We start from the raw sequence: 20,293 nt of genomic DNA on the forward strand, positions 1-20,293 counted from the left end.
GGCAGGTGCGCACCGAGGTCCGTGCCGCGCTGCACGACAGCATCGGCCCCCAGGCGGCGATCTGCGACGCGCTGCGCGACGCGCTCCCCCGCGACGCGGTCGTCGCCCGGGACGTCACCATCGCCTCCAGCAGCTGGGGCAACCGGCTCCTGGAGATGTACGACCCGCGGGCCAACGTCTTCCCGCGCGGCGGCGGCATCGGACAGGGCCTCGGCATGGGCATCGGCGCCGCGCTGGCCGCGCCCGGGCGGCCCACCGTGGTCATCGCCGGCGACGGCGGTCTCGCCGTGCACCTGGGCGAGCTGCTCACGGTGGCGCAGGAGCGGCCCCGGCTGACCGTGCTGGTCTTCAACGATGGCGGCTACGGCGTGCTGCGCAACATGCAGGACCGCTACAGCGAGCGCCGCTCCGGCGTCGACCTCACCACGCCCGACTTCGAACTGCTCGCCCGCGCCTGCCGGTTGCCCTATCTGCGCATCGCCGACGCCGAGCACGCCCGGCCCGTGATCGAGGAGGCCGTCGCCGCCGACGGCCCCGTGCTCGTCGAGGTGGACCTGGCGGCGCTCGGCCCGATGAAGAACCCGTTCACCCCGCCCGTGACGATCCCCGCCCCGTAGGGAGGCCACTGCCATGACGACCCCGCAAGAGCGTCACCTGTCCCTGCTGGTGCGGCGGATGACCTGGGAGGCCGACGGTGTCCTCTCCGTCGAGCTGACCCACCCCGACGGCAAGCCGCTGCCCGGCTGGGCCCCCGGCGCCCACGTCGACGTGCACGTCGGCGGGCAGATCCGGCAGTACAGCCTGTGCGGCGACCCCGCGGCGACGGGCACGTACCGCATCGGCGTCCTCAACGAGCCGTCCTCACGCGGGGGTTCGCGGCACGTGCACACCGCGCTGCGGCCCGGTCAGAGCGTCACCGTCTCCGAGCCCCGCAACCACTTCGCGCTGGAGGAGGCCGCCGCGTACGTGTTCGTCGCGGGCGGCATCGGGGTCACCCCCCTTCTCGCGATGGCCCGGGAGGCGGCCCGGCGGGGCGTCGACTGGCGCATGACGTACGGCGGCCGCGGCCGCGCCTCCATGGCGTTCACCGACGAACTCGCCGCGCTGGGCGGCGAGGTGACGCTCGTGCCGCAGGACGAGCTCGGCCACATCGACCTGGCCGCCACCCTCGCGGAGCTGCCCGAGGGCGCCCTCGTCTACTGCTGCGGGCCCGAGCCGCTGCTCGCCGCCGTCGAGGCGGTGTGCCCGGCCGAGCGGCTGCGCGTCGAGCGGTTCGCGGCGCCGGTCGTCGAACGCGCCGCGGACGACGGGGAGTTCGAGGTCGAGTGCCGCGCCTCCGGGCTCCGCCTCACCGTCGGACCCGACAGCTCGATCCTGGAGGCCGCCGAGCGGGCCGGACTGGACGTGGCCCACTCCTGCCGCGACGGCATCTGCGGGTCCTGCGAGACCCGGGTGCTCGACGGCGCCCCCGACCACCGCGACTTCCTGCTCTCCGACGCCGAGCGCGCCGCCGGCACCTCGATGATGATCTGCGTCTCGCGCTGCGCGGCCGGATCCCGTCTCGTCCTCGACCTGTGACCCGTACTTGGAGATCCCTATGAACACCGACTGGCCGTACCTGGAGATCCACCAGTCCCGTGACCACGAGCCGTCGCCGTACGAGTACAAGCTGGCGGCCACCCTCGAAGAGGTCTTCACCAAGGAGGGCCACGAACTCGCCGACGTGGTCCGCGGGTTGAACGCCCGCCAGGTCCCCGCGCCCGACGGCGCGCCGTGGACCGAGGAGTCCTTCACCGCCGAGATGCACCGCCTGGGAGCGTGAGCGCCATGACCGTTTCGACCGGCCCGACCGCCGATCACCTCTACGCGACGGGCCTGCGCGGCCAGTGGCATCCGGTCGTCCCGTCCTCGTTCGTCGCGCCCGGCGCGATGCGCAAGGTCACCGTCCTCGGGGAGCAGTGGCTGCTGTTCCGCCGTTCCGACGGCACCCTGAGCATGCTCGCCGACCGCTGCCCGCACCGCGGCGCCCCCCTCTCCCTCGGCAAACACCTGGGCGACCGGGTGGCCTGCTGGTACCACGGCGTGGAGATCGAGACCGACGGCACCGTCTCGTCCGTGCCGGGTCTGCCCGGCTGCAACCTGGAGGGCAAGAAGCTCGTCGTGTCCCTGCCCGTGCGCGAGGTGAGCGGCGCCGTCCTCGCGTACTTCGGCACCGAACAGCAGCCCGCGCCGACCGAGTTGACGCTGCCGGAGCCGCTCACCGACCCGGACGTGGACGCCATCCTGTGCTACGCCGAGTGGGACGTGCCCTGGCGTTACGCCGTCGAGAACCTGCTCGACCCGATGCACGGCGCCTTCCTGCACCACGACTCGCACACGATGTTCGACGGGGACACCACCGCCAAGTTCCGCATCCGGGAGACCGACCGCGGCTACTTCTTCGAGAAGACCGACCAGCGCGGTGTGAACTTCGACTGGGTGGAGCTGTGCCGCACCGGCGTGGACTGGGTCGACCTGTCGATCCCGTATCCGCCGTCGGCGGGGCCCGGCGGCCCGTTCGGCATCGTCGGCATGGTGCGGCCGGTCGACGAGGGCCGCTGCGCGGTGTTCTTCTGGCGCTACCGCAAGGTCCAGGGCTGGCAGCGCGACAGCTGGCGCTTCCTCTACCGGACCCTGATCGAGGAGCGGCACTGGGCTGTCCTGGAGCAGGACCGGCTGATGCTGGAGGCGATGTCGGCCGACGCCGACCAGCGGGAGAACCTCTACCAGCACGACCTCGGCGTCGTCCGGCTGCGCCGCCTGTACCGGTCCGGAGCCGAACAGCAGGCGGCGGCGACCGTCCAGGGTCCGCCCGGGGCCCCGGGCACGCCCTAGCCGTCGTCCTCCTCGGAGTCCACGATCGAGCGCTCCAACTTGCCGAGCAGTCGGGCGAGTTGGCGGCGCTCGGCCGGGGACAGGTCGGTCAGCATCCGGCGCTCGTTGTCCAGGTGCTCGGCGAACACCTCGTCCACCTTGGCCAGTCCGGTGTCCGTGAGCCGCGAGTAGACGACGCGCCGGTCCTCGGCGTCGCGCTCGCGCACGATCAGGCCGTCCTTCTCCAGGCGGTCGATGCGCAGCGTCACCCCCGCCGACGAGACCAGACCGGAGTCGGCCAACTGCCCTGCGGTCAGCCGGTAGGGGGCTCCCGCCCGGCGCAGCGCGGTCAGCACGTCGAAGCCGGCGACCGCGAGGCCGTGCCGCTCGATGGCCGCGGTCAGCTTGGTGTTGTAGCGCAGGAACGTGCGGTGCAGCCGGGCGAGGACCTCCAGCGGCGCGGTGTCGAGCTCGGGCCGCTCCCGCGCCCAGTCCTCGATGATCCCCGCAACGGCGTCCTTGTGGACCGCCGTCTTCTTGCCCGTCATGCGTAGCCGCCTCCCTGTGCACCGCCCCCACGGGGCTGCCGTAGAAATCTTAGCCCTCAAATGAATACGGGACCCTGCTCGCCCGGGCGTCTGCCGGCCACATAATGGTCCGAGACATCGGAGGTATCGGCCCTCCGGGGACGAGCAGAGGGGGCTGCCATGGCCGTCACCGACGAGGCCATCGAGAAGATCAAGGGCATGATCGTCTCGGGCGCACTGCGCCCCGGCGACCGGCTCCCCAAGGAGAGCGAACTCGCCGCGGAGCTGGGCCTGTCGCGCAATTCGCTGCGCGAGGCGGTGCGCGCCCTGTCGCTGATCCGCATCCTCGACGTACGGCAGGGCGACGGCACGTACGTCACGAGCCTCGACCCGCAGCTGCTGCTCGAGGCGTTGAGCTTCGTCGTCGACTTCCACCGCGACGACACGGTCCTGGAGTTCCTCGCCGTGCGCCGCATCCTGGAGCCCGCCGCGACCGCGATGGCCGCGACCCTGATCGCCGAGGAGCAACTCGACAAGCTCTCGGCGCAGCTCGACGACCTGGGCGCCGAGCCCTCGGTGGAGGAGCTGGTCGCCGCCGACCTCGACTTCCACCGCGGCATCGTCAAGGCGTCCGGCAACTCGGTGCTGTGTTCCCTGCTCGACGGCCTGTCCGGGCCGACCACCCGGGCCCGGATCTGGCGCGGCCTGACCCAGGAGGACGCGGTCAGCCGCACCCTGCACGAGCACCGGGCGATCCTCGCGGCGCTGCGCGACGGGGACGCGGAGGCGGCACGGTCCTGGGCGACCGTGCACATCGCGAGCGTGGAGCAGTGGCTGCGGTCCACACTCTGAGACCGGGCCCCCGACGGGTGGAGTGCGACCCGGCGACCCGGGGCAGTGTTCCGGGCAGCCTCCGGGTTCGCGGGGGCTGCGGAGGGCCCTCGCGGACGCCGTAAGGTGGGCAGGTACGTGTGGGGGTCCCCCCAGGCCATCGAGGCACTGGGGGATGTCGGAAGGAGGCGCTGGGTGATCGAGCTCGAGGGAGTTCCCGAGCTGGTCGACCCGGTCATGGTGGCCGCGTTCGAGGGCTGGAACGATGCCGGCGACGCCGCCTCCACCGCGGTCGCGCATCTCGACAAGGAGTGGAAGGGCGAGGTGTTCGCGGCGCTGGACGCCGAGGACTACTACGACTTCCAGGTCAACCGGCCCACGGTCTTCCTGGAAGACGGCGTGCGCAAGATCACCTGGCCGACGACCCGGCTCTCGGTGGTCCGCATCGGCGGCGACAAGCCGCGCGACCTGGTCCTGGTCCGGGGCATCGAGCCGTCCATGCGCTGGCGCTCGTTCTGCAACGAGATCCTGGGCTTCGCGCACGAGCTCGGCGTCGAGCTGGTCGTCATCCTGGGCGCGCTGCTCGGTGACACCCCGCACACCCGGCCCGTGCCGGTGTCCGGAGTGACCTCCGACCCGGATCTCGCGACGCGCATGGACCTGGAGGAGACCAAGTACGAGGGGCCGACGGGCATCGTCGGCATCCTCCAGGAGGCGTGCACGCACGCGGGCGTCCCGGCGGTCTCGCTGTGGGCGGCGGTCCCGCACTACGTCTCGCAGCCGCCGAACCCGAAGGCGACGCTGGCCCTCCTGAACCGCCTGGAGGACCTGATCGACCTGCGCATCCCGCTGGGCGAGCTGCCCGAGGACGCGCGCGCCTGGCAGCTGGGCGTGGACCAGCTGGCGGCGGAGGACAGCGAGGTCGCCGAGTACGTGCAGAGCCTGGAGGAGGCGCGGGACACCGCGGAGCTGCCCGAGGCGTCCGGCGAGGCCATCGCCCGCGAGTTCGAGCGTTATCTGCGCCGCCGCGATCCGGGCGCGTCGCCGAGCGGGCACGCGACGGACGGCGGGGACGGCTCGACGTACCTGAGGGACAACCCGAGCGGCCGGACGCGGCCGCCGAAGCCGCCGCGTCCGGAGGGCGAGGACGGCGAGGAGTGAGTGGTGTGCGGGCCGGGGCCAAGGCCGCGGCCCGCACCTGTCTCCCGCACACGATCCTGCTCACGACTGGGCGACCGGCACCGCGTCGTGGTCCGTGCCCGGCGGCGCCGGTGCCACGTCGAAGCGGGGCTCGGCAGAAACAGCCGCTCCACCCACGCTCTTGCGCGGTCGGGAGGCGAAATCACGGATCGGTGAGGCGAGCCACGGCCGCGCCCCGGGTGCACGCGACGTCGAGCCGGAAGACACCGCTCGCGTTCGGCCAGGCCTGAGCGAGCTGGAGCAGGCGGCCGGTCCGCAGGACGCCGTCCCCCTCGGGCACGGTGGCACCACCCGGCTCGATCCGCCGCGCAACGCCGGTGGCCGGATCGACACGCAGCGGACTGCCCCCGCCAGGCGCCGGTATTGACGACGCCCCGGCTGTCGACGCCGCCGGGTACGGCCTGCCGGGCTCATTGATCTTCGCACCGGTGCGACCGGTGGGCCGCACGGTCATGTGGTCAGCAGACGCTTCCACCCCACCACTTGGCCCCGTTCACCGCAGGAACCGGCTGGTTTGCGGCGGGACAGCAGGTTCCGGCCGAAATGCAGGGGGTTCCCCAACTGGCCTGTCCTCAAACGTAGTTCGCGAGCGAGGGGTGGACGGACGGCCGAGGCCGTAGCAGGGTGAGCCCCGGCGAGCTCCGACAGACGCAGCACGAGCACACCCGTACGACCGGACAAGGCGAGGGGAGCTGTGGAGCGATGACCGACCAGCACGCGGAAGGGACACGAGGCCCCGGAGCGGCGGGGCCCGGCCCGGACGGGTCCGGATTCTCCTATCGCGGCGCGGAGGAGGAACTGATCGTCCTGGCGCGCCCGGAGGCCCGACTGCGCGCCCAGAGCGACGGAGTGCGCTCGGCGGCGGGCGCCGACGTATCGGCCCTGAACATGTTCCTGGGCGACGAACAGCTCACCCTGGAACCGCTGTTCGGCAGCGAGGAGCGACTGCGGAGCGTGTCGGAGGCCTCGGCCGCCGGCGCGGACTTCCCCGACCTCGCCCTGTTCTACCGGATCCGCGGCGCCGCCGACCGCGCCGAGGAGCTGCGGTCCCGGATCGCCGCACTGCCCGAGATCGTGACGGCGTACGTGAAGCCGGGCGCCGTGCCGGCCTCGCTGCCGGAGGAGTTCGACGAGGCGCGGCGCATGAAGGAGAAGACCGCCGCGACCCCCGACTTCACCGGTCGCCAGCGCTACCTGGGGCCGGCGCCCGAGGGCGTGGACGCGCACTGGGCGTGGCAGCGGCTCGGCGGCAGCGGCGAGGGCGTCACCGTCATCGACGTCGAGGGCGCCTGGCAGCTGGGGCACGAGGACCTGTCGGCGAAGCTGGCCGGCATCGTGGTCGGCACGCCGATCCCGGACGTGGCCTGGCGCAATCACGGCACGGCGGTGCTCGGTGTGATCGGCGGCGACCGCGACACCCGCGGCATCACGGGCATCGCCCCGGAGGCGGTGACGGCGGCGGCGTCCTTCCAGGGCGTCGGCACGGCAGCGGCGATCCACGCGGCCGCCGAGCGGCTGGGCCCCGGCGACATCGTCCTGCTCGAACTGCACCGCCCGGGGCCGCGGTTCGACTTCGCGCCGCGCGAGGACCAGCGCGGCTACATCGCGCTGGAGTGGTGGCCGGACGACTTCGCGGCCATCAAGTACGCGACGGAGAAGGGCATCGTGGTCGTGGGCGCCGCGGGCAACGGCGCCGAGTCGCTCGACGACGCGGTGTACGAGCGCCGCCCGGACGAGTTCCCGGCGTGGTGGCACAACCCGTTCAACCCGTCGAACCGGGCGTCCGGCGCCGTCCTCGTGGGCGCGGGCGCACCGCCTCCGGGCACGCACGGCCGCGACCACGGCCCGGACCGCTCGCGCCTCGCGTTCTCGAACTACGGCGCCCGCGTGGACGCCCAGGGCTGGGGCCGCGAGGTCACCACGACGGGCGGCTCCTGGGACGGCCCCGGCGACCTGCAGGGCGGTACCGAGGAGATCGCCTGGTACACGGACACCTTCTCCGGCACCTCGTCCGCCTCCCCGGTGGTCGTCGGCGCGCTGGCCGCCCTCCAGGGCATGCTCAAGGCGGGCGGTCAGCGCCCGATGACCTCGCGGCGGGCCCGCGAGGTGCTCAGGGCGACCGGCTCACCGCAGCAGGACGCCCCCGGCCGGCCCGCCTCGCAGCGGATCGGCAACCGGCCCGACCTGAAGTCGGCGGTCACGAACGTGCTGCCGTCGACGGTCGGTTCCGGGCAGGCGGAGCGGTACTGGGACGAGCTCCTGCCGTACCCGCCCGAACTCCCGCCAAGGCTCCGGCTGTTCGTGGCGGGCGCCTGGCGCAATCTGACCAACCCGTCCCCCGAGATCCGCCAGGCGGTGCACACCGCCTTCACGGGCGGACGGCCCGACGTACGTGTCTGGTTCTCGGACGACGAGGTCGTCGGCCTGGTGGTCACGGGCTGACGCTCCATCCAACCGGTTTACGAGAAGGGGTACCCGCATGAGTACGACCCCGCAGATCGGACAGCTCGGTCAGCAGCAGCAACAACAGCCCTACGGTCAGCAGCAGTTCGGGCCGCAGCAGGGGCAGATGGGCCAGCAGCAGGGACAGTCGGGCCAGCAGGGCCCGAGCACCGTCCCTCCCCAGCTCCAGCAGCAGCACCAGCAGCAGTCCGGGCAGCAGAACCCTTCCCCGCAGGGGCAGTTCGGGCAGCAGAGCCCGTTCGGTCAGCAGCAGGGGCAGCCGGGCCAGCAGCAGGGGCAGCAGCACATCCCGCCGCATCTGCAGCAGCAGCTCCAGCAGATGGGCCAGCAGCAGCCGTTCCAGAACCTGCTGCAGCAGATGGGCCCCCAACAGCAAGGCCAGCAGGGACAACAGCAGAGCCAGCAGCACCGGGTGCCGCAGGCCGAGGTCCCGCAGATCTCGACACAGAACATCGTCACCGGCGTCGCGGTGAACTTCTTCGACCTTGTCCAGCCGTTCCCGGGCCAGGCCGAGATCCTGTACCTGTACGTGGACGGCTCGTGGCGCGTCCTGATCGACCCCAGGGACGTGACCCACTCCCTGGTGCAGGAGGCGTTCGCGTACGGCCAGACGGTCTTCGGGTACTACGACACGAGCAACCCGGGTCTCCTGATCGGCATCGCGATCACCACCCGCTGACGCCCTGACAGGACCGGCGGTGCCGGGCGCGGGAGAGCACCCCCGCCCGGCACCGCCTCCTGTCAACCCGCCGCTGCGCAGGAGAACCTGGCCGCGGCCCAGTCCCCGTGATCGCCGGTCTTCGAGCCGTTCGTGTCCGTCACCTTGAGACGTACGTGCCGCGCTCCCGAGACGTCCACGTCGACCGGCACGGCCGCCGAGGCGCCGGTCACCTTCGGCGAGGTCCACAGCACCTTGCCGTCGGCCTCGACGGAGAACGCGACCTCCCCGTACCCGTCGATCTCGTCGTCGATCCCGACGTCGCCGGTCAGCTTCGTGCACTGCCCGCCGAGATAGACCTCGATGTCGGAGTCGGCGTGCACGCCGATGCCCTTCTCGTACGTCTTCCCGTCGACGGTGAGCGGGTGTCCGTCCGCGGCCCCGGACTCGCCGTTGCTGCGGTCGCGTTCGGCGGGCCCGTACCCGTTGGCCGACGACAGCCACTCCAGGTCGCTCGCCCAGGCGTCGCCGGTGGGCGGCTTCGGCATCACGGAGACCCCGAACCGGCCCTGCATGCTGCGCTGTTGACCGGCCGCGCGGTACCGGGCCGTCGCGGTGAGCGTCTGCTCCCCCGCAGTGGCGTCGGCCGCGGGGGTGACGGCCACCTCGACACGCCGCGTGGTACCGGCCGGTATCCGGTCGACGGTGACCGCGTCGTCCGCCGCCCAGCCGCCGGGCACGCCGAGCGACACGGCGACGTCGGTGGCGTCCTTCGTGCCCGCGGTGACGTCCACGGCGACCTTCCCGGCGACACCTGCGCCCACTTCCTGCGCCGAGGGCGCGCTCACCGCGACAGCGGAGCCGGGCACGGCCCCGCCCACGGCCGCGGTGTCGCGCAGATCGAGCGTGAAGGCGTGCCGGGTCGACAGCTTCCCGGTCTTCACGAGCACGACGCCGCCCCGGTCGTCCTGGTCGTAGAACCAGCCGCTGGACGCCTTCTCGTACGCGCTCTTGGATGCCGCCCGCGCCAACTTCTTTCCGCCCAGCCGCACTTGGCTCGGCGCGTCGCCGGTGTGCAGGGTGAAGGCATAGGGGCGCGCGGTCTGCTTCCCCTTGAACTCCCCCTCGCTCGCGCCGATCCGGACGCGTACGTCGCCCGCGCCCGTCCTCGGTGCGGTGACGTCGGCCCGCTGCGTGGCGAAGGCGCCGTCGCGGTGCGCCCGGGTCACGCCGTCGTCCTCGTACAGGCGGAAGGAGGACGTGCCCTGCGGATAGACGTCCCAGGCGAGCGGAGAGTCCGCGTCCCGGTCGGTGTACGAGCGGATGCCGGGCCACATCGGCACGGCGGCCCCGCCCTTCACGAACAGGGGCAGCGTGTCGAGCGGCGCGCTGTACCCGTCGATCGTGGTCGGCCCCTGGTACACGCGTCCCGTCCAGTAGTCGGTCCACGTCCCCTTGGGCAGATAGATCCCGTCCCGCACGGCGGAGTCCTGGTAGACCGGCGCGACGAGGAAGTCCTCCCCGGTCAGGAACTCGTACTTGGCGGCGTCGGTCGCCGCCTTCGGGTCGTCCGGGTACTCCAGGGCCAGCGGCCGCACGGCCCCGACCCCGGTCTGCGTCGCCTCGTGCGCGTACGAGTACAGGTACGGCAGCAGCGACTCGTGCAGCTTCAGGTACTTCCGGTTGACGGACGTGTACGGCTCGCCCTGCCGGAACGGCTGCTTGTCGCTCGCCGCCCACCCGTCCATCGTCATGGTCACCGGCAGCAGCGACTTCCACTGCAGATCGCGGGCGTACGTCTGGGGGCTGCCGCCGAAGATCCCGTCCACGTCACCCGTCGTGTAGGCCAGTCCCGACATGGTCGCGCCGGCGTACGTCGGGATCTGCCAGCGGATGTAGTCCCAGGAGCCCGACTGGTCGCCGGACCACTGGACGCCGCACCGCTGGGCGCCCGACCAGCTCTCGGGCGCCCAGGTGAAGCCCCGGGCGTCGGAGTTGTCCTCGATGCCCTTGTAGGCCGCCTTGCAGCCGTCGAGCGCGAACTTGTAGCCGTCGCCGACCCAGGCGACGTCGAGCTTGGCGACGCGCTGTCCGGCCTTCACCTGGTCGGCGATCTTGTCGATGCCGTCCTCGGTCCACAGGCCGAGCTGCGTGTCGTTGGCCTGCAGCCCCTTCGCCGTCTCGGCGAGGTTCTCGTACCCGCACCCGTAGCCGTCGTTGACCAGCATCCAGCCCAGCGGCATGTCGTTCGCGACGTACTGGTCGGAGATCTTCAGGGCGTCGAGGGTGTGCCGCTCGCCACGGTTGGCGTTGTGCAGGTAGCAGTCCGCATCGCCGACCTCCAGCCCGTAGACCGGCGGCAGGAACGGCTTGCCGGTCAGTTCCGTGTACTGCCCGATGACGTCCTTGGCGCTGTCGGAGCCGCTGCCCGCGAAGTAGTACGCGTCGAAACGGCGCTCCTTGGCGGCGGCGGTGACGGGTTCGCCGAAGGTGTACGTGTTGGGGGCGTAGGTGTTGCGGAAGACGCCGTAGCCGGCCGAGGAGAGGTAGAAGGGCACGGAGTTGGGGTGGCCGCCGTCGTCCCAGTTGTAGTCGACCTCGGCCTCGACGGTCTGCCCGCGCAGGCTGGTGTTGCCGCGCCCGTTCTGCATGCCGACGCCGTAGTACTGCTCGTCGGCGCCGCGGCCGAGGGTCTGGGTGGTGGAGTCGGCGGTCCAGCTGATCGGCTTCGTCTCGGCCCACAGCTGGGTGCCGTCGTTCCTGAACAGGGCGAACCGCAGCGGGGACTTGTAGGCGCGCAGCGTGACCTTGCTGCTGCTCAGTTCGTACCGGTCGCCCTTGTCCCGCCAGTGGGTGGCGGGCGGCCGGCCCTGCGGCAGGACGATGTCGTCGCCCGTCGGGTCGGTGAATTCCCCGTCCGGGGCCAGTTCGATCCGGAAACTCTCGCTGGACACGAAGCTGACGCGGGCCTCGGCGGTCCCGGCGTCGAGCGTGTAACGGGCGCCGTCGTGGTGGAAGCCGGTGACCTCGCCGACGGTGCCGGGTCCGTCGGCGGCGCGGGCGCTCTGGCCCGGCCCGGCGAAGGCGGCGGCGAGGCCGAGCAGGGCGACGGCGACCAGGGATCTGAGGCGTCCGGGACGCCTGGGCGTGCTCGATGCTGATTGCATGGCCATGGTTTAGCGCACAAACGAGCACTGCGCTAGAGCACAAGACAGCCCCTCCGGTGAGCGAGGAGCGGGATCAGGGGCAGCGCCCCGTGTCCTCAACTCCTCGCACCGGAGGGGCTGTTCGCAGATCCAGCTAGAGCGCGACCCCGAGCAGCGCGTCGACGGCCCGGGACACCACACCGGGCGCCCCGTCGTCCGTACCGCCCTCGGCGGACTGACGAGCGGCCCAACGATCCACCGCGGCCAGCGCGGCAGGCGCGTCCAGGTCGTCGGCGAGCGCCGCGCGGATCTCCTCGACCAGCGCCTCGGCCGGGGGGCCGTCGGGCCGTGACACCGCGGCCCGCCACCGGTCCAGGCGGGCCACCGCGTCCGCGAGGACCTGGTCGGTCCACTCCCAGTCGGCCCGGTAGTGGTGGGCGAGGAGGGCCAGGCGGATGGCAGCCGGGTCGACCCCGTCGCGCCGCAACTGGGACACGAAGACGAGGTTGCCCTTGGACTTGGACATCTTCTCGCCGTCGAGCGCGACCATTCCGGCGTGCACGTACGCCTTGGCCATCGGGAACTCGCCGGTCAGCGCCTGGGCGTGGGAGGCGCCCATCTCGTGGTGCGGGAAGGCCAGGTCGGATCCCCCGCCCTGGACGTCGAAGCCCATGCCGAGGTGGTCGAGGGCGATGGCGACGCACTCGATGTGCCAGCCGGGGCGCCCGCGGCCGAGCGAGCCGCCGTCCCAGCTGGGCTCGCCGTCCCTGGCGGCCATCCACAGCATCGGGTCGAGCGGGTTCTTCTTGCCCGGACGGTCCGGGTCGCCGCCGCGCTCGGCGGACAGCAGCCGCATCGCGGCGGCGTCCAGGTTCGACACCGACCCGAAGTGCGGATCGGCCTCGACGGAGAAGTAGGTGTCGCCCTCGAGCTCGTAGGCGGCGCCGGAGTCACGCAGCCGCTCGACGAGCGGCACGATGCCGGGTATCGCCTCGACCGCGCCGACGTAGTGCTGCGGCGGCAGCATCCGCAGGGCGGTCATGTCCTCCCGGAACAGGGCGGTCTCCCGCTCGGCGAGGCCCTCCCAGTCGATGCCGTCGCGCACGGCCCGCTCCAGCAGAGGGTCATCGACGTCCGTCACGTTCTGGACGTAGTGAACCTGCCGCTTGGTGTCGAGCCACACGCGCTGCACGAGGTCGAACGCGTTGTAGGTCGCCGCGTGACCCATGTGGGTGGCGTCGTACGGCGTGATGCCGCAGACGTAGATACGGGCGACGGGACCGGGGGCAAGGGTGACGAGCCCGTCGGTCGCGGTGTCGTGGATTCGAAGGTCGCGGCCCTTGCCAGGCAGGGCGGGGACCTCAGAAGCGGGCCAGGCATGCATGCATTGAGCCTAACCGGACGGTGCTTCCGCATACGAACCGGACCTGGTCCGATGGCCGACGAGGCCCTCTTGCGCGCCCATGACCCCGCCCGCTACGCCACGACCGTGGCGCGGATCGCGTCCGAGAGCCCGAAGTGACGCATCCCGTGCAGCAGGTAGGCGCGCAGGGCGCACACGAAGTACGTCCAGCCCTGCGTCTGCCCCACCGCCTCGGCGGCGCCCTCGGTCCCGGCGGCCATCGGCTGCTCGGTGATCGTGAGCCGCGTGGCCCCTTCGACGTCGGCGAGCCCGATCGCGACCCGGCGGCCGTGCCAGGTCCAGGAGATCAGCCGATCCGTCTCGATCTCGCCGATCTCCACCTCGAACGTCGCGTCCACGTGCCCGAAGCGCCAGGTCACCGTCTTCCCCGGCGCCATGGCCGCGGATGCCTCGGCGGTGAAGAAGCTCGACAGGCCCTCGGGCGTGACGATCGCCTGGAACACCTCGGAGACCGGGCGGTCGATGCGGTCCTCGACGATCAGCTTGGTCATGCCTTCGAACGTAGCGCCGCCCACGGACGATCGCCGCTCGGCCGAGCAAAAGCACAGGTCAGATGGGTGGCCAGGGGATCGCGGGCCACTCCCCGCTCGGCTCGCGGTGCCGGCCGGTCTTCAGCAGGGCCGCCACCCGTTCCCGTACGGCGTCCAGCTCCGCGGCGGTGATCAGCCCGCCGAGCCGGGCGGCCAGCGGCTCCCCGGCCCCGAGGCCCGCCCGCAGCGCCTCCAGGGCCGCGACGGCCTCCGCGGTCAGCGGCTCCCCGGCCCAGCCCCACAGCAGCGTGCGCAGCTTGTCCTCGGCGTTGAAGGTGACCCCGTGGTCGATGCCGTACAGGTGCCCCTCGGCGTCTACGAGCAGGTGACCGCCCTTGCGGTCGCCGTTGTTGATCACCGCGTCGAGCACGGCGAGCCGGCGCAGCCGCGGGTCGTCGGCGTGCACGAGCAGCGCGGAGCGCCCCTCCTCGACCTCGGCGAACCCGATGGCCTTCCAGCCCTCCCCGGGCTCCTCGCCCTCGACGAGCGCGAGGAGCCTGCCGCTGTCGCCGGGCTCCTCGGGGGTGTCGATCCACAGCTGGCACATGCCCTCGCCGTACGGTCCCTCGCGCAGCACGGTCGGCGGCACGAGGCCCCAGCCGAGCGCCTCGGAGACCTCGTACGCGGCGACCTCGCGCTGGGCGAGGGTCCCGTCGGGGAAGTCCCACAGCGGGCGCTCGCCGCGCACGGGCTTGTAGACGCAGGCCGCCTCGCGGTCCTCGTGCGTGACGGTGCACAGCAGGACGGCGTTCGAGGCGTCGCGGATCTGTCCCTGTACGTGCAGCTCCCCCTCGGTGAGGAGCGCGAGGTCCGGGCCGCTCACGCGCCGCGCCGGTACCCGTTCTGGCGCGGACATACGTGTCCCTCCGGGTCGAGCGGCAGGCTGCACAGCGGGCACGGCGGGCGGCCCGCGTTCACGACGTCCAGGGCCCGCTTGGCGAAGGCACGGGCCTGCGCCCCGGTGAGGCGGACCCGGAGCATCGGCGGGCCGTTCTCCTCGTCCTGCAGAAGCCTTTCCTCGGCTTCCGCGAGGTCCTCGTCGGACTCGGCGTCCAGCTCCACGAGGGCCTGCGCCTCGACGATCATGCGCTGTTCGTCGCCGTCCCAGGCGAGCGCCATGGTGCCGACGCGGAACTCCTCGTCGACCGGGGCCTCCAGCGGCGCCGTGTCGCTGACCTCGGTGGGCGTCACGGCGGGCACCGGGGCGTTGCCGCCGCTGCGCCGCACGACCTCGTCGAGCAGCTCGTCCATGCGCTCGGCGAGCGCGGCCACCTGGGTCTTCTCCAGCGCCACGCTGGTGACACGGGCTCCTGCCGAGGCCTGCAGGAAGAAGGTGCGGCGCCCGGGGAGCCCGACCGTACCGGCCACGAACCGCTCCGGCGGGTCGTAGAGGAACACCTGACGGGACACGTCCTGTCTCCATGGGGATCTGGGGATCGACTGGCTGCGGTCCGGGCCGCTGGCGACCTGAACCGACCGTGCTTACGGCTGCTTCACCCTACTGCGGCCGACGATCACGCTGCGCCCGCGCCGCCTCCGACGGGTGCGTCCGGCTCCTGCGACTCCTCGCGCGGCGCCAGCGACGCGAAATCCCCGGTGTCCCCGAGGCGTACGAGAAATGGGCGCAGTCGCGTGTAACGGATCGCCGTGATGGAACACGGCTCCACAGAGATGCGCTGAAAGAGGTCCAGATGCAGCCCGAGGGCGTCCGCCACAAGGGACTTGATGATGTCGCCGTGGGAGCACATCAGGTAGACGGCGTCGGCGCCGTGCTCCTGCTCCACGCGCGCGTTCCATTCGCGTACCGCCTCCGCGGACCGGTGCTGCATCTGCCGCATCGACTCACCGCCGGGGAAGGCGGCCGCGGTCGGATGCTGCTGCACGACCTGCATGAGCGGTTCGTCGGACAGTTCGGCCAGCTTGCGGCCCGACCAGTCGCCGTAGTCGCACTCGCCGATCCGGTCGTCGGTGCTCACGGGGACGTCGGGCCGCGCGGCGAGCAGGGGGGCGAGCGTCTCCCGGCAGCGTTGCAGCGGGCTCGTGACGACCTGGGCGAGGGGCAGGTCCGCCAGGCGCCCCGGCAGGCCCGCGGCCTGCGTGGCGCCGCGTTCGTCGAGGGCCACGCCGGGGGTCCACCCGGCGAGCAGACCCGCGGTGTTGGCGGTGGAACGTCCGTGGCGGACGAGGATCAGCGTGGGCATACGGGCCAGCCTAAGCCGATGCGGAAGTGCGCCCCGTGCGCCCCCTGGGAAGAATGCCAGTCATGATCGTCGACTGCGCCATCTACCAGGACGGGCGCCGCACCGAGGGGCCCGCGGACTTCTCGGACGCCCTCGACCGGGCCCGGGCGGCCGGCGACGCCTTCGTGTGGATCGGTCTGCACGAGGCGACGGCGGAGGAATTCGCTCTGGTCAGCCAGGAGTTCGGGCTGCATCCGCTGGCCGTCGAGGACGCCTTGAAGGCGCACCAGCGGCCGAAGCTGGAGGTCTACGACGACTCGCTCTTCGTCGTGCTCAAGCCGGTCGAGTACGAGCCGCAGAGCGACCGGGTGTCCACGGGCGAGCTGATGCTGTTCCTGGGCGACTCGTTCGTGGTGACGGTGCGGCACGGCGAGGGCGCGCCCCTGAAGGCCGTACGCAAGCGCCTGGAGGACGATCCGGAGTTCCTGCGGCACGGGCCCACCGCGGTGCTCTACTCAGTCACGGACGCCGCCGTCGACCACTACCTGGAAGTCGCGAACGAGTTGCAGACGGACCTGGAGGAGCTGGAGACCGAGGTCTTCTCCCCGGACCGCGGAGGGTCGCGGGACACGGCGTCGCGGATCTACACCTTCAAGCGGCAGATCCTCGAATTCCGGCGGGCCACCGGGCCGTTGGCGCTGCCGCTGGCCCGGCTCTCCGGGGTGGGCCCCTGGGGTCTGGCGCGCGTGCCGTTCGTCGACGACGACGCCAAGCCGTTCTTCCGCGACGTGAACGACCACCTGACCCGGGTCAACGAGTCGGTGGACGGCCTGGACCGGCTGGTGTCGGACATGCTGTCCGCTCACCTGGCCCAGATGAGCGTGCGCCAGAACGACGACATGCGGAAGATCTCGGCCTGGGCGGCCATGGCCGCGGTGCCCACGATGATCGCGGGCGTCTACGGCATGAACTTCGACCACATGCCCGAACTGCACTGGGTGTGGTCGTATCCCGCGGTGGTGCTGCTGATGGTCGCCCTGGAGGTCGGCCTGTACCGGATGTTCAAGCGCCGCGGATGGCTGTGACGGCGTTCGTCCCCCGCGCGCGGGTCAGGCGAACTCCACCGACGTGGTCGCCGGGCCGCCGAGCGCGTTGCGGCGCTGCGGCATCGTGAGGGACACCATCCGCCGCCAGCCGCCCGCGCGTTCGTACGCGTACATGGCGTGGATGCCGGCCGCGAGCACGGCCGACTTGGCCTTCGGCCACTGCAGGATGCGGCCCATGTGGTCCATGACGGCCAGGCTGACGTCCCTGTAGACGGCGATCTCGGCGAGGGCGCACTCGCGCAGGATGCGCTGGATGGTGCGGCCGTGGCCCGCGTACGCGAAGCGGAGCAGTTCCTCGTGGCAGTAGGCGAGGTGGTTGTCCTCGTCGTGGGAGATCATCTTGACCGCGCGGCCGAGGTCCGGGTGGTCGGCGAAGTACTTGCGCAGCAGTTCCATCTGCTCGGAGGCGCGCTGTTCGGTGACCCGGCTGTGCGCCAGGTACGTGACGACGTCCTGCACGGAGAGCGGTTCGTCGCGCTTGAGCTGCTCGTGGGCGAGCCCGATGCCGTGCTTCTCAAGAAGCATCGTGTAGTCGGTCTCGTGCGGGACGGGCACCGGCCGCAGACCCCGCTTCTTCATCAGGGCGGTGAAGATGCGTCCGTGCTTGTCCTCGTCGGCGCCGTGCCGCGCCACCTTGGGGGCGAGGGCGCGCTCGCTCTCGGGGACGAGGGCCGCGATCCGCGCGTTCTCCCAGCCGCCCTGGGACTCCCCGCTGGCCGCGATGGAGCAGAACAGCCGGAACGACTCGTCGTTGTCGAGGATCTCCTGGAACAAACTCTTGGCCGACAGCATCGTGGTACCTCCATGCGTGCGCGCGGGGTCCGGTGCTCCGCAAAGAACGAGTCAAATGCGGTGTGCGCGGACGGGCAACACGGATGGCGGGCAACTCGGCCGAACGGAGGAGCCGCGGCCGGTACGAAGGCGTAACCGCGCACCCGATGGCGCGTTGTTCTCCGTGACGGCCGTGGCGGGGAAGACCCCCCGAGCCCCCACCACGGCCGCTGAACCTCCTCCTCGGCTCCCCCGGCCCCGCTACGGGCTACGGGCTACGGGCTACGCGAGCCCGGCACGCTCCAGGGCCTGCGTGCCCGCGCGCAGCGCCGCCACCCGCTCGTCGAGCGTGAAGCCGGCCGGATTGATCGTCAGCGTCGTGACACCGGCGGCGGCGTACGCCTGCATCCGGTCGGCGATCCGCTCCACCGAGCCGAGCAGCGTCGTGGAGTCGATGAGCTGGTGCGGGATCGCGGCCGCGGCGCCGTCCTTGTCGCCGCCGAGGTACTTCTGCTGGATCTCGACGGCCTCCTTCTCGTACCCCATGCGCTGCGCCAGGCGGTTGTAGAAGTTCTGCTTCGGGCTGCCCATGCCGCCCACGTAGAGGGCCGTGTACGGGCGGAAGAAGTCGGCGAGCGCGCTGACGTCCTTGTCGGCGCCGAGCGCGAGCGGCAGCGTCGGGCAGACGTCGAAGCCCTCCATCGTCTTGCCGGCCTTCTCACGGCCCGCGCGCAGGGGCGCGATGGTGGTCTCCTCCAGGTGCTCGGCCGCCGGGAAGATCAGCAGGGCGCCGTCGGCGATCTCACCGGTCTGCTCCAGGTTCTTCGGGCCGATCGCGGCGATGTAGAGCGGGATGTGCTCGCGCTGCGGGTGCAGGGTCAGCTTGAGCGGCTTGCCCGGGCCGTCCGGCAGCGGCAGCGTCCAGTGCGCGCCTTCGTAGGAGACCCGCTCGCGGCTCATCGCCTTGCGCACGATCTCGACGTACTCGCGCGTGCGCGCCAGCGGCTTGTCGAACTTGACGCCGTACCAGCCCTCGGAGACCTGCGGCCCGGAGACGCCGAGGCCGAGGCGGAAGCGGCCGCCGGAGAGCGAGTCGAGGGTGGACGCGGTCATCGCGGTCATCGTGGGCTGGCGGGCCGGGATCTGGAAGATGGCCGAGCCGACGTCGATCCGCTCGGTACGGGCCGCGACGTAGGCGAGGACGGTCGCGGCGTCGGACCCGTACGCCTCGGCGGCCCAGCACACCGAGTAGCCGAGCTTGTCGGCCTCCTTGGCGACGGCCAGGTTGTCCGCGTCCATGCCCGCGCCCCAGTACCCGAGATTGATGCCGAGCTTCATTGACCACATCCCCTTAACGCCGTGCGGAGCCGCTGTTTTACCCATCGGTAACGTGCCTTGCCGGGCACCCTAGCGCGACCGGCCGGACGAGAGTTATCCACAGGGGGCCCGATCCTGACCTTCGGCCAGTAATCTCAGCGCCCATGGAGCAGAGGCATCTCGGCCGTACCGGCCTTCGCGTGTCCCGGATCGGTCTCGGCACCCTCACGTGGGGCAGGGACACCGACGAGCACGACGCCGCCGACCTGTTGAAGGCCTTCTGGGAGGCGGGCGGTTCCCTCGTGGACACGGCCGACGTGTACGGGGACGGGGAGTCGGAGTACCTGCTGGGACGGCTCGTCGAGGGACTCGTGCCGCGCCGGGACCTGGTCATCTCCACGAAGGCGGGCAGCGTGCCCGACCCGGACCGGCGCTTCGACGGCTCCCGCGGCCACCTGCTCTCCGCGCTCGACGCCTCGCTGGCCCGGCTCGGCACGGACTACGTCGACCTGTGGCAGGTCCACGCGTACGACCCGGGGACCCCGCTCGACGAGACGCTCCAGGCCCTCGACATCGCCGTCAGCAGCGGCCGCGCCCGCTACGCCGGGGTCTCGAACTTCTCCGGGTGGCAGCTGGCCAAGGCCGGCACCTGGCAGCTCGCGGCGCCCGGGGTGCGCACCCGCCTCGCCAGTACGCAGATGGAGTACTCGCTGCTGCAGCGCGGCGTCGAGCGCGAGGTGCTGCCCGCCGCGCTCGACCTGGGCATCGGGCTGCTGCCGTCCTCGCCGCTGGGCCGTGGCGTGCTCACCGGCAAGTACCGCGCGGGCACGCCCGCCGACTCGCGCGGCGGCTCCGACCACATGGCGCCGTTCGTCGCGCCGTATCTGGACGAGGCGGCCGGGCACATCGTGGACGCGGTCGCCATAGCCGCCGACGGACTCGCCGTGACGCCGCTCCAGGTCGCGCTGGCCTGGGTCAGGGACCGGCCCGGCGTGGCCGCGCCGATCGTCGGCGCGCGCAACGCGCAGCAGCTCGGCGCCGCGTTGTCAGTGGAGGCCCTTAGTCTTCCTGACGAGATCTGCCAGGCGCTCGACGACGTGTCGGCGCCCGTGCACCGCTATCCCGATCAGGACTGGAGCACGTTGTGAGTACGGAGTCCGCTGCCGCGCAGGACGAGTCCGGGGCGCGCCCCGACGCCGGGCCGGACACGCAGGCGCCGGCCGAGGCACCGACGGCGGAGCCGGACGGCGCGAGCACCGCTCAGGCCGATGACACGGACGGCGCGAGC

The 20,293-nt window shown here is 72.0% G+C and carries 20 protein-coding genes; 10 read left to right on the plus strand and 10 right to left on the minus strand.

Going from position 1 to position 20,293, the window contains the following annotated elements; genetic code table 11:
* The 4 genes from G3I40_RS00445 to G3I40_RS00460 all read left to right on the plus strand — a co-directional run.
* The coding region (locus G3I40_RS00445; protein ID WP_239091435.1) for a thiamine pyrophosphate-dependent enzyme at positions 1 to 617 on the plus strand (617 nt) is incomplete at its 5' end.
* Between the two features lie 13 nt (positions 618 to 630).
* Complete coding sequence (locus G3I40_RS00450) at positions 631 to 1,578, plus strand: PDR/VanB family oxidoreductase (protein WP_164300142.1); 948 nt, start codon at positions 631 to 633, stop codon at positions 1,576 to 1,578.
* A 19-nt stretch (positions 1,579 to 1,597) separates the two neighbouring features.
* On the plus strand, positions 1,598 to 1,822 hold the full coding sequence (locus G3I40_RS00455; RefSeq protein ID WP_164300143.1) for a recombinase-like helix-turn-helix domain-containing protein: 225 nt from the start codon (positions 1,598 to 1,600) through the stop codon (positions 1,820 to 1,822).
* A 5-nt stretch (positions 1,823 to 1,827) separates the two neighbouring features.
* Positions 1,828 to 2,874 carry an aromatic ring-hydroxylating dioxygenase subunit alpha gene (locus G3I40_RS00460; RefSeq protein ID WP_164300144.1) on the plus strand — a complete coding sequence of 349 codons (1,047 nt, stop codon included), beginning with the start codon at positions 1,828 to 1,830 and terminating at the stop codon, positions 2,872 to 2,874.
* On the opposite strand, the gene G3I40_RS00465 is transcribed toward G3I40_RS00460, so the two are convergent.
* Positions 2,871 to 3,401: a MarR family transcriptional regulator gene (locus tag G3I40_RS00465; RefSeq protein WP_164300145.1), complete on the minus strand. Its 531-nt coding sequence runs from the start codon at positions 3,399 to 3,401 to the stop codon at positions 2,871 to 2,873. The two genes, G3I40_RS00460 and G3I40_RS00465, sit on opposite strands and share 4 nt — an antisense overlap.
* Before the next feature lie 159 nt (positions 3,402 to 3,560).
* Between G3I40_RS00465 and G3I40_RS00470 the strand changes: the two genes are divergently transcribed.
* Both G3I40_RS00470 and G3I40_RS00475 read left to right on the plus strand, forming a co-directional pair.
* Positions 3,561 to 4,232 (plus strand): FadR/GntR family transcriptional regulator, encoded by a 672-nt coding sequence (locus G3I40_RS00470; RefSeq protein WP_164300146.1) that lies wholly within the window; start codon positions 3,561 to 3,563, stop codon positions 4,230 to 4,232.
* Between the two features lie 174 nt (positions 4,233 to 4,406).
* Entirely contained in the window at positions 4,407 to 5,372 is a 966-nt protein-coding gene (locus G3I40_RS00475) for a PAC2 family protein (RefSeq protein WP_164300147.1), read from the plus strand.
* A gap of 181 nt (positions 5,373 to 5,553) precedes the next feature.
* On the opposite strand, the gene G3I40_RS00480 is transcribed toward G3I40_RS00475, so the two are convergent.
* On the minus strand, positions 5,554 to 5,691 hold the full coding sequence (locus G3I40_RS00480) for a hypothetical protein (protein ID WP_164300148.1): 138 nt from the start codon (positions 5,689 to 5,691) through the stop codon (positions 5,554 to 5,556).
* A gap of 422 nt (positions 5,692 to 6,113) precedes the next feature.
* Here G3I40_RS00480 and G3I40_RS00485 point away from each other — a divergent pair, with 422 nt between their 5' ends.
* Both G3I40_RS00485 and G3I40_RS00490 read left to right on the plus strand, forming a co-directional pair.
* Positions 6,114 to 7,853, plus strand: coding sequence for a S8 family peptidase (locus tag G3I40_RS00485; RefSeq protein ID WP_164300149.1), 1,740 nt, complete (start codon positions 6,114 to 6,116; stop codon positions 7,851 to 7,853).
* 37 nt (positions 7,854 to 7,890) lie between these two features.
* On the plus strand, positions 7,891 to 8,553 hold the full coding sequence (locus tag G3I40_RS00490) for a hypothetical protein (protein WP_164300150.1): 663 nt from the start codon (positions 7,891 to 7,893) through the stop codon (positions 8,551 to 8,553).
* A gap of 62 nt (positions 8,554 to 8,615) precedes the next feature.
* Here the strand turns inward: G3I40_RS00490 and G3I40_RS00495 are convergent, their stop codons facing one another.
* The 6 genes from G3I40_RS00495 to G3I40_RS00520 form a co-directional block, all read right to left on the minus strand.
* The gene (locus tag G3I40_RS00495; protein WP_164300151.1) at positions 8,616 to 11,699 is read right to left on the minus strand and encodes an NPCBM/NEW2 domain-containing protein; all 3,084 of its coding nucleotides are present in this window, start codon (positions 11,697 to 11,699) and stop codon (positions 8,616 to 8,618) included.
* 133 nt (positions 11,700 to 11,832) lie between these two features.
* Positions 11,833 to 13,062 (minus strand): cysteine--1-D-myo-inosityl 2-amino-2-deoxy-alpha-D-glucopyranoside ligase, encoded by a 1,230-nt coding sequence (gene mshC, locus G3I40_RS00500; protein ID WP_164300152.1) that lies wholly within the window; start codon positions 13,060 to 13,062, stop codon positions 11,833 to 11,835.
* A 92-nt stretch (positions 13,063 to 13,154) separates the two neighbouring features.
* Positions 13,155 to 13,592: an SRPBCC domain-containing protein gene (locus G3I40_RS00505; protein ID WP_164300153.1), complete on the minus strand. Its 438-nt coding sequence runs from the start codon at positions 13,590 to 13,592 to the stop codon at positions 13,155 to 13,157.
* 58 nt (positions 13,593 to 13,650) lie between these two features.
* Positions 13,651 to 14,487 (minus strand): SCO1664 family protein, encoded by an 837-nt coding sequence (locus G3I40_RS00510; protein WP_164300154.1) that lies wholly within the window; start codon positions 14,485 to 14,487, stop codon positions 13,651 to 13,653.
* Entirely contained in the window at positions 14,451 to 15,041 is a 591-nt protein-coding gene (locus tag G3I40_RS00515; protein ID WP_164300155.1) for a DUF3090 domain-containing protein, read from the minus strand. Before G3I40_RS00515 ends, G3I40_RS00510 begins: the two co-directional genes overlap by 37 nt.
* 104 nt (positions 15,042 to 15,145) lie before the next feature.
* Positions 15,146 to 15,832 carry a histidine phosphatase family protein gene (locus G3I40_RS00520; protein ID WP_164300156.1) on the minus strand — a complete coding sequence of 229 codons (687 nt, stop codon included), beginning with the start codon at positions 15,830 to 15,832 and terminating at the stop codon, positions 15,146 to 15,148.
* A 62-nt stretch (positions 15,833 to 15,894) separates the two neighbouring features.
* On the opposite strand from G3I40_RS00520, the gene corA reads away from it, so the two are divergent.
* Positions 15,895 to 16,896, plus strand: coding sequence for a magnesium/cobalt transporter CorA (corA, locus tag G3I40_RS00525; protein ID WP_164300157.1), 1,002 nt, complete (start codon positions 15,895 to 15,897; stop codon positions 16,894 to 16,896).
* 24 nt (positions 16,897 to 16,920) lie between these two features.
* On the opposite strand, the gene G3I40_RS00530 is transcribed toward corA, so the two are convergent.
* Positions 16,921 to 17,709: a ferritin-like domain-containing protein gene (locus G3I40_RS00530; RefSeq protein WP_164300158.1), complete on the minus strand. Its 789-nt coding sequence runs from the start codon at positions 17,707 to 17,709 to the stop codon at positions 16,921 to 16,923.
* Between the two features lie 261 nt (positions 17,710 to 17,970).
* Entirely contained in the window at positions 17,971 to 19,026 is a 1,056-nt protein-coding gene (locus G3I40_RS00535) for an LLM class F420-dependent oxidoreductase (RefSeq protein WP_164300159.1), read from the minus strand.
* A gap of 143 nt (positions 19,027 to 19,169) precedes the next feature.
* On the opposite strand from G3I40_RS00535, the gene G3I40_RS00540 reads away from it, so the two are divergent.
* The gene (locus G3I40_RS00540; protein WP_164300160.1) at positions 19,170 to 20,153 is read left to right on the plus strand and encodes an aldo/keto reductase; all 984 of its coding nucleotides are present in this window, start codon (positions 19,170 to 19,172) and stop codon (positions 20,151 to 20,153) included.
* Positions 20,154 to 20,293: the final 140 nt, after the last annotated feature.

Source organism: Streptomyces sp. SID14478, from assembly GCF_010548525.1.
Taxonomy (GTDB): Bacteria; Actinomycetota; Actinomycetes; order Streptomycetales; family Streptomycetaceae; genus Streptomyces.

Bases quoted from the DNA above. Each gene is read 5' to 3' on its own strand.
- G3I40_RS00490 (WP_164300150.1), top strand. From the start codon at position 7,891: ATGAGTACGACCCCGCAGATCGGACAGCTCGGTCAGCAGCAGCAACAA.
- G3I40_RS00455 (WP_164300143.1), top strand. From the start codon at position 1,598: ATGAACACCGACTGGCCGTACCTGGAGATCCACCAGTCCCGTGACCAC.
- G3I40_RS00505 (WP_164300153.1), bottom strand. From the start codon at position 13,592: ATGACCAAGCTGATCGTCGAGGACCGCATCGACCGCCCGGTCTCCGAG.
- G3I40_RS00465 (WP_164300145.1), bottom strand. From the start codon at position 3,401: ATGACGGGCAAGAAGACGGCGGTCCACAAGGACGCCGTTGCGGGGATC.
- G3I40_RS00530 (WP_164300158.1), bottom strand. From the start codon at position 17,709: ATGCTGTCGGCCAAGAGTTTGTTCCAGGAGATCCTCGACAACGACGAG.
- G3I40_RS00470 (WP_164300146.1), top strand. From the start codon at position 3,561: ATGGCCGTCACCGACGAGGCCATCGAGAAGATCAAGGGCATGATCGTC.
- G3I40_RS00460 (WP_164300144.1), top strand. From the start codon at position 1,828: ATGACCGTTTCGACCGGCCCGACCGCCGATCACCTCTACGCGACGGGC.
- G3I40_RS00520 (WP_164300156.1), bottom strand. From the start codon at position 15,832: ATGCCCACGCTGATCCTCGTCCGCCACGGACGTTCCACCGCCAACACC.
- G3I40_RS00485 (WP_164300149.1), top strand. From the start codon at position 6,114: ATGACCGACCAGCACGCGGAAGGGACACGAGGCCCCGGAGCGGCGGGG.
- G3I40_RS00535 (WP_164300159.1), bottom strand. From the start codon at position 19,026: ATGAAGCTCGGCATCAATCTCGGGTACTGGGGCGCGGGCATGGACGCG.
- corA (WP_164300157.1), top strand. From the start codon at position 15,895: ATGATCGTCGACTGCGCCATCTACCAGGACGGGCGCCGCACCGAGGGG.
- G3I40_RS00450 (WP_164300142.1), top strand. From the start codon at position 631: ATGACGACCCCGCAAGAGCGTCACCTGTCCCTGCTGGTGCGGCGGATG.
- G3I40_RS00540 (WP_164300160.1), top strand. From the start codon at position 19,170: ATGGAGCAGAGGCATCTCGGCCGTACCGGCCTTCGCGTGTCCCGGATC.
- G3I40_RS00495 (WP_164300151.1), bottom strand. From the start codon at position 11,699: ATGCAATCAGCATCGAGCACGCCCAGGCGTCCCGGACGCCTCAGATCC.
- G3I40_RS00510 (WP_164300154.1), bottom strand. From the start codon at position 14,487: ATGTCCGCGCCAGAACGGGTACCGGCGCGGCGCGTGAGCGGCCCGGAC.
- mshC (WP_164300152.1), bottom strand. From the start codon at position 13,062: ATGCATGCCTGGCCCGCTTCTGAGGTCCCCGCCCTGCCTGGCAAGGGC.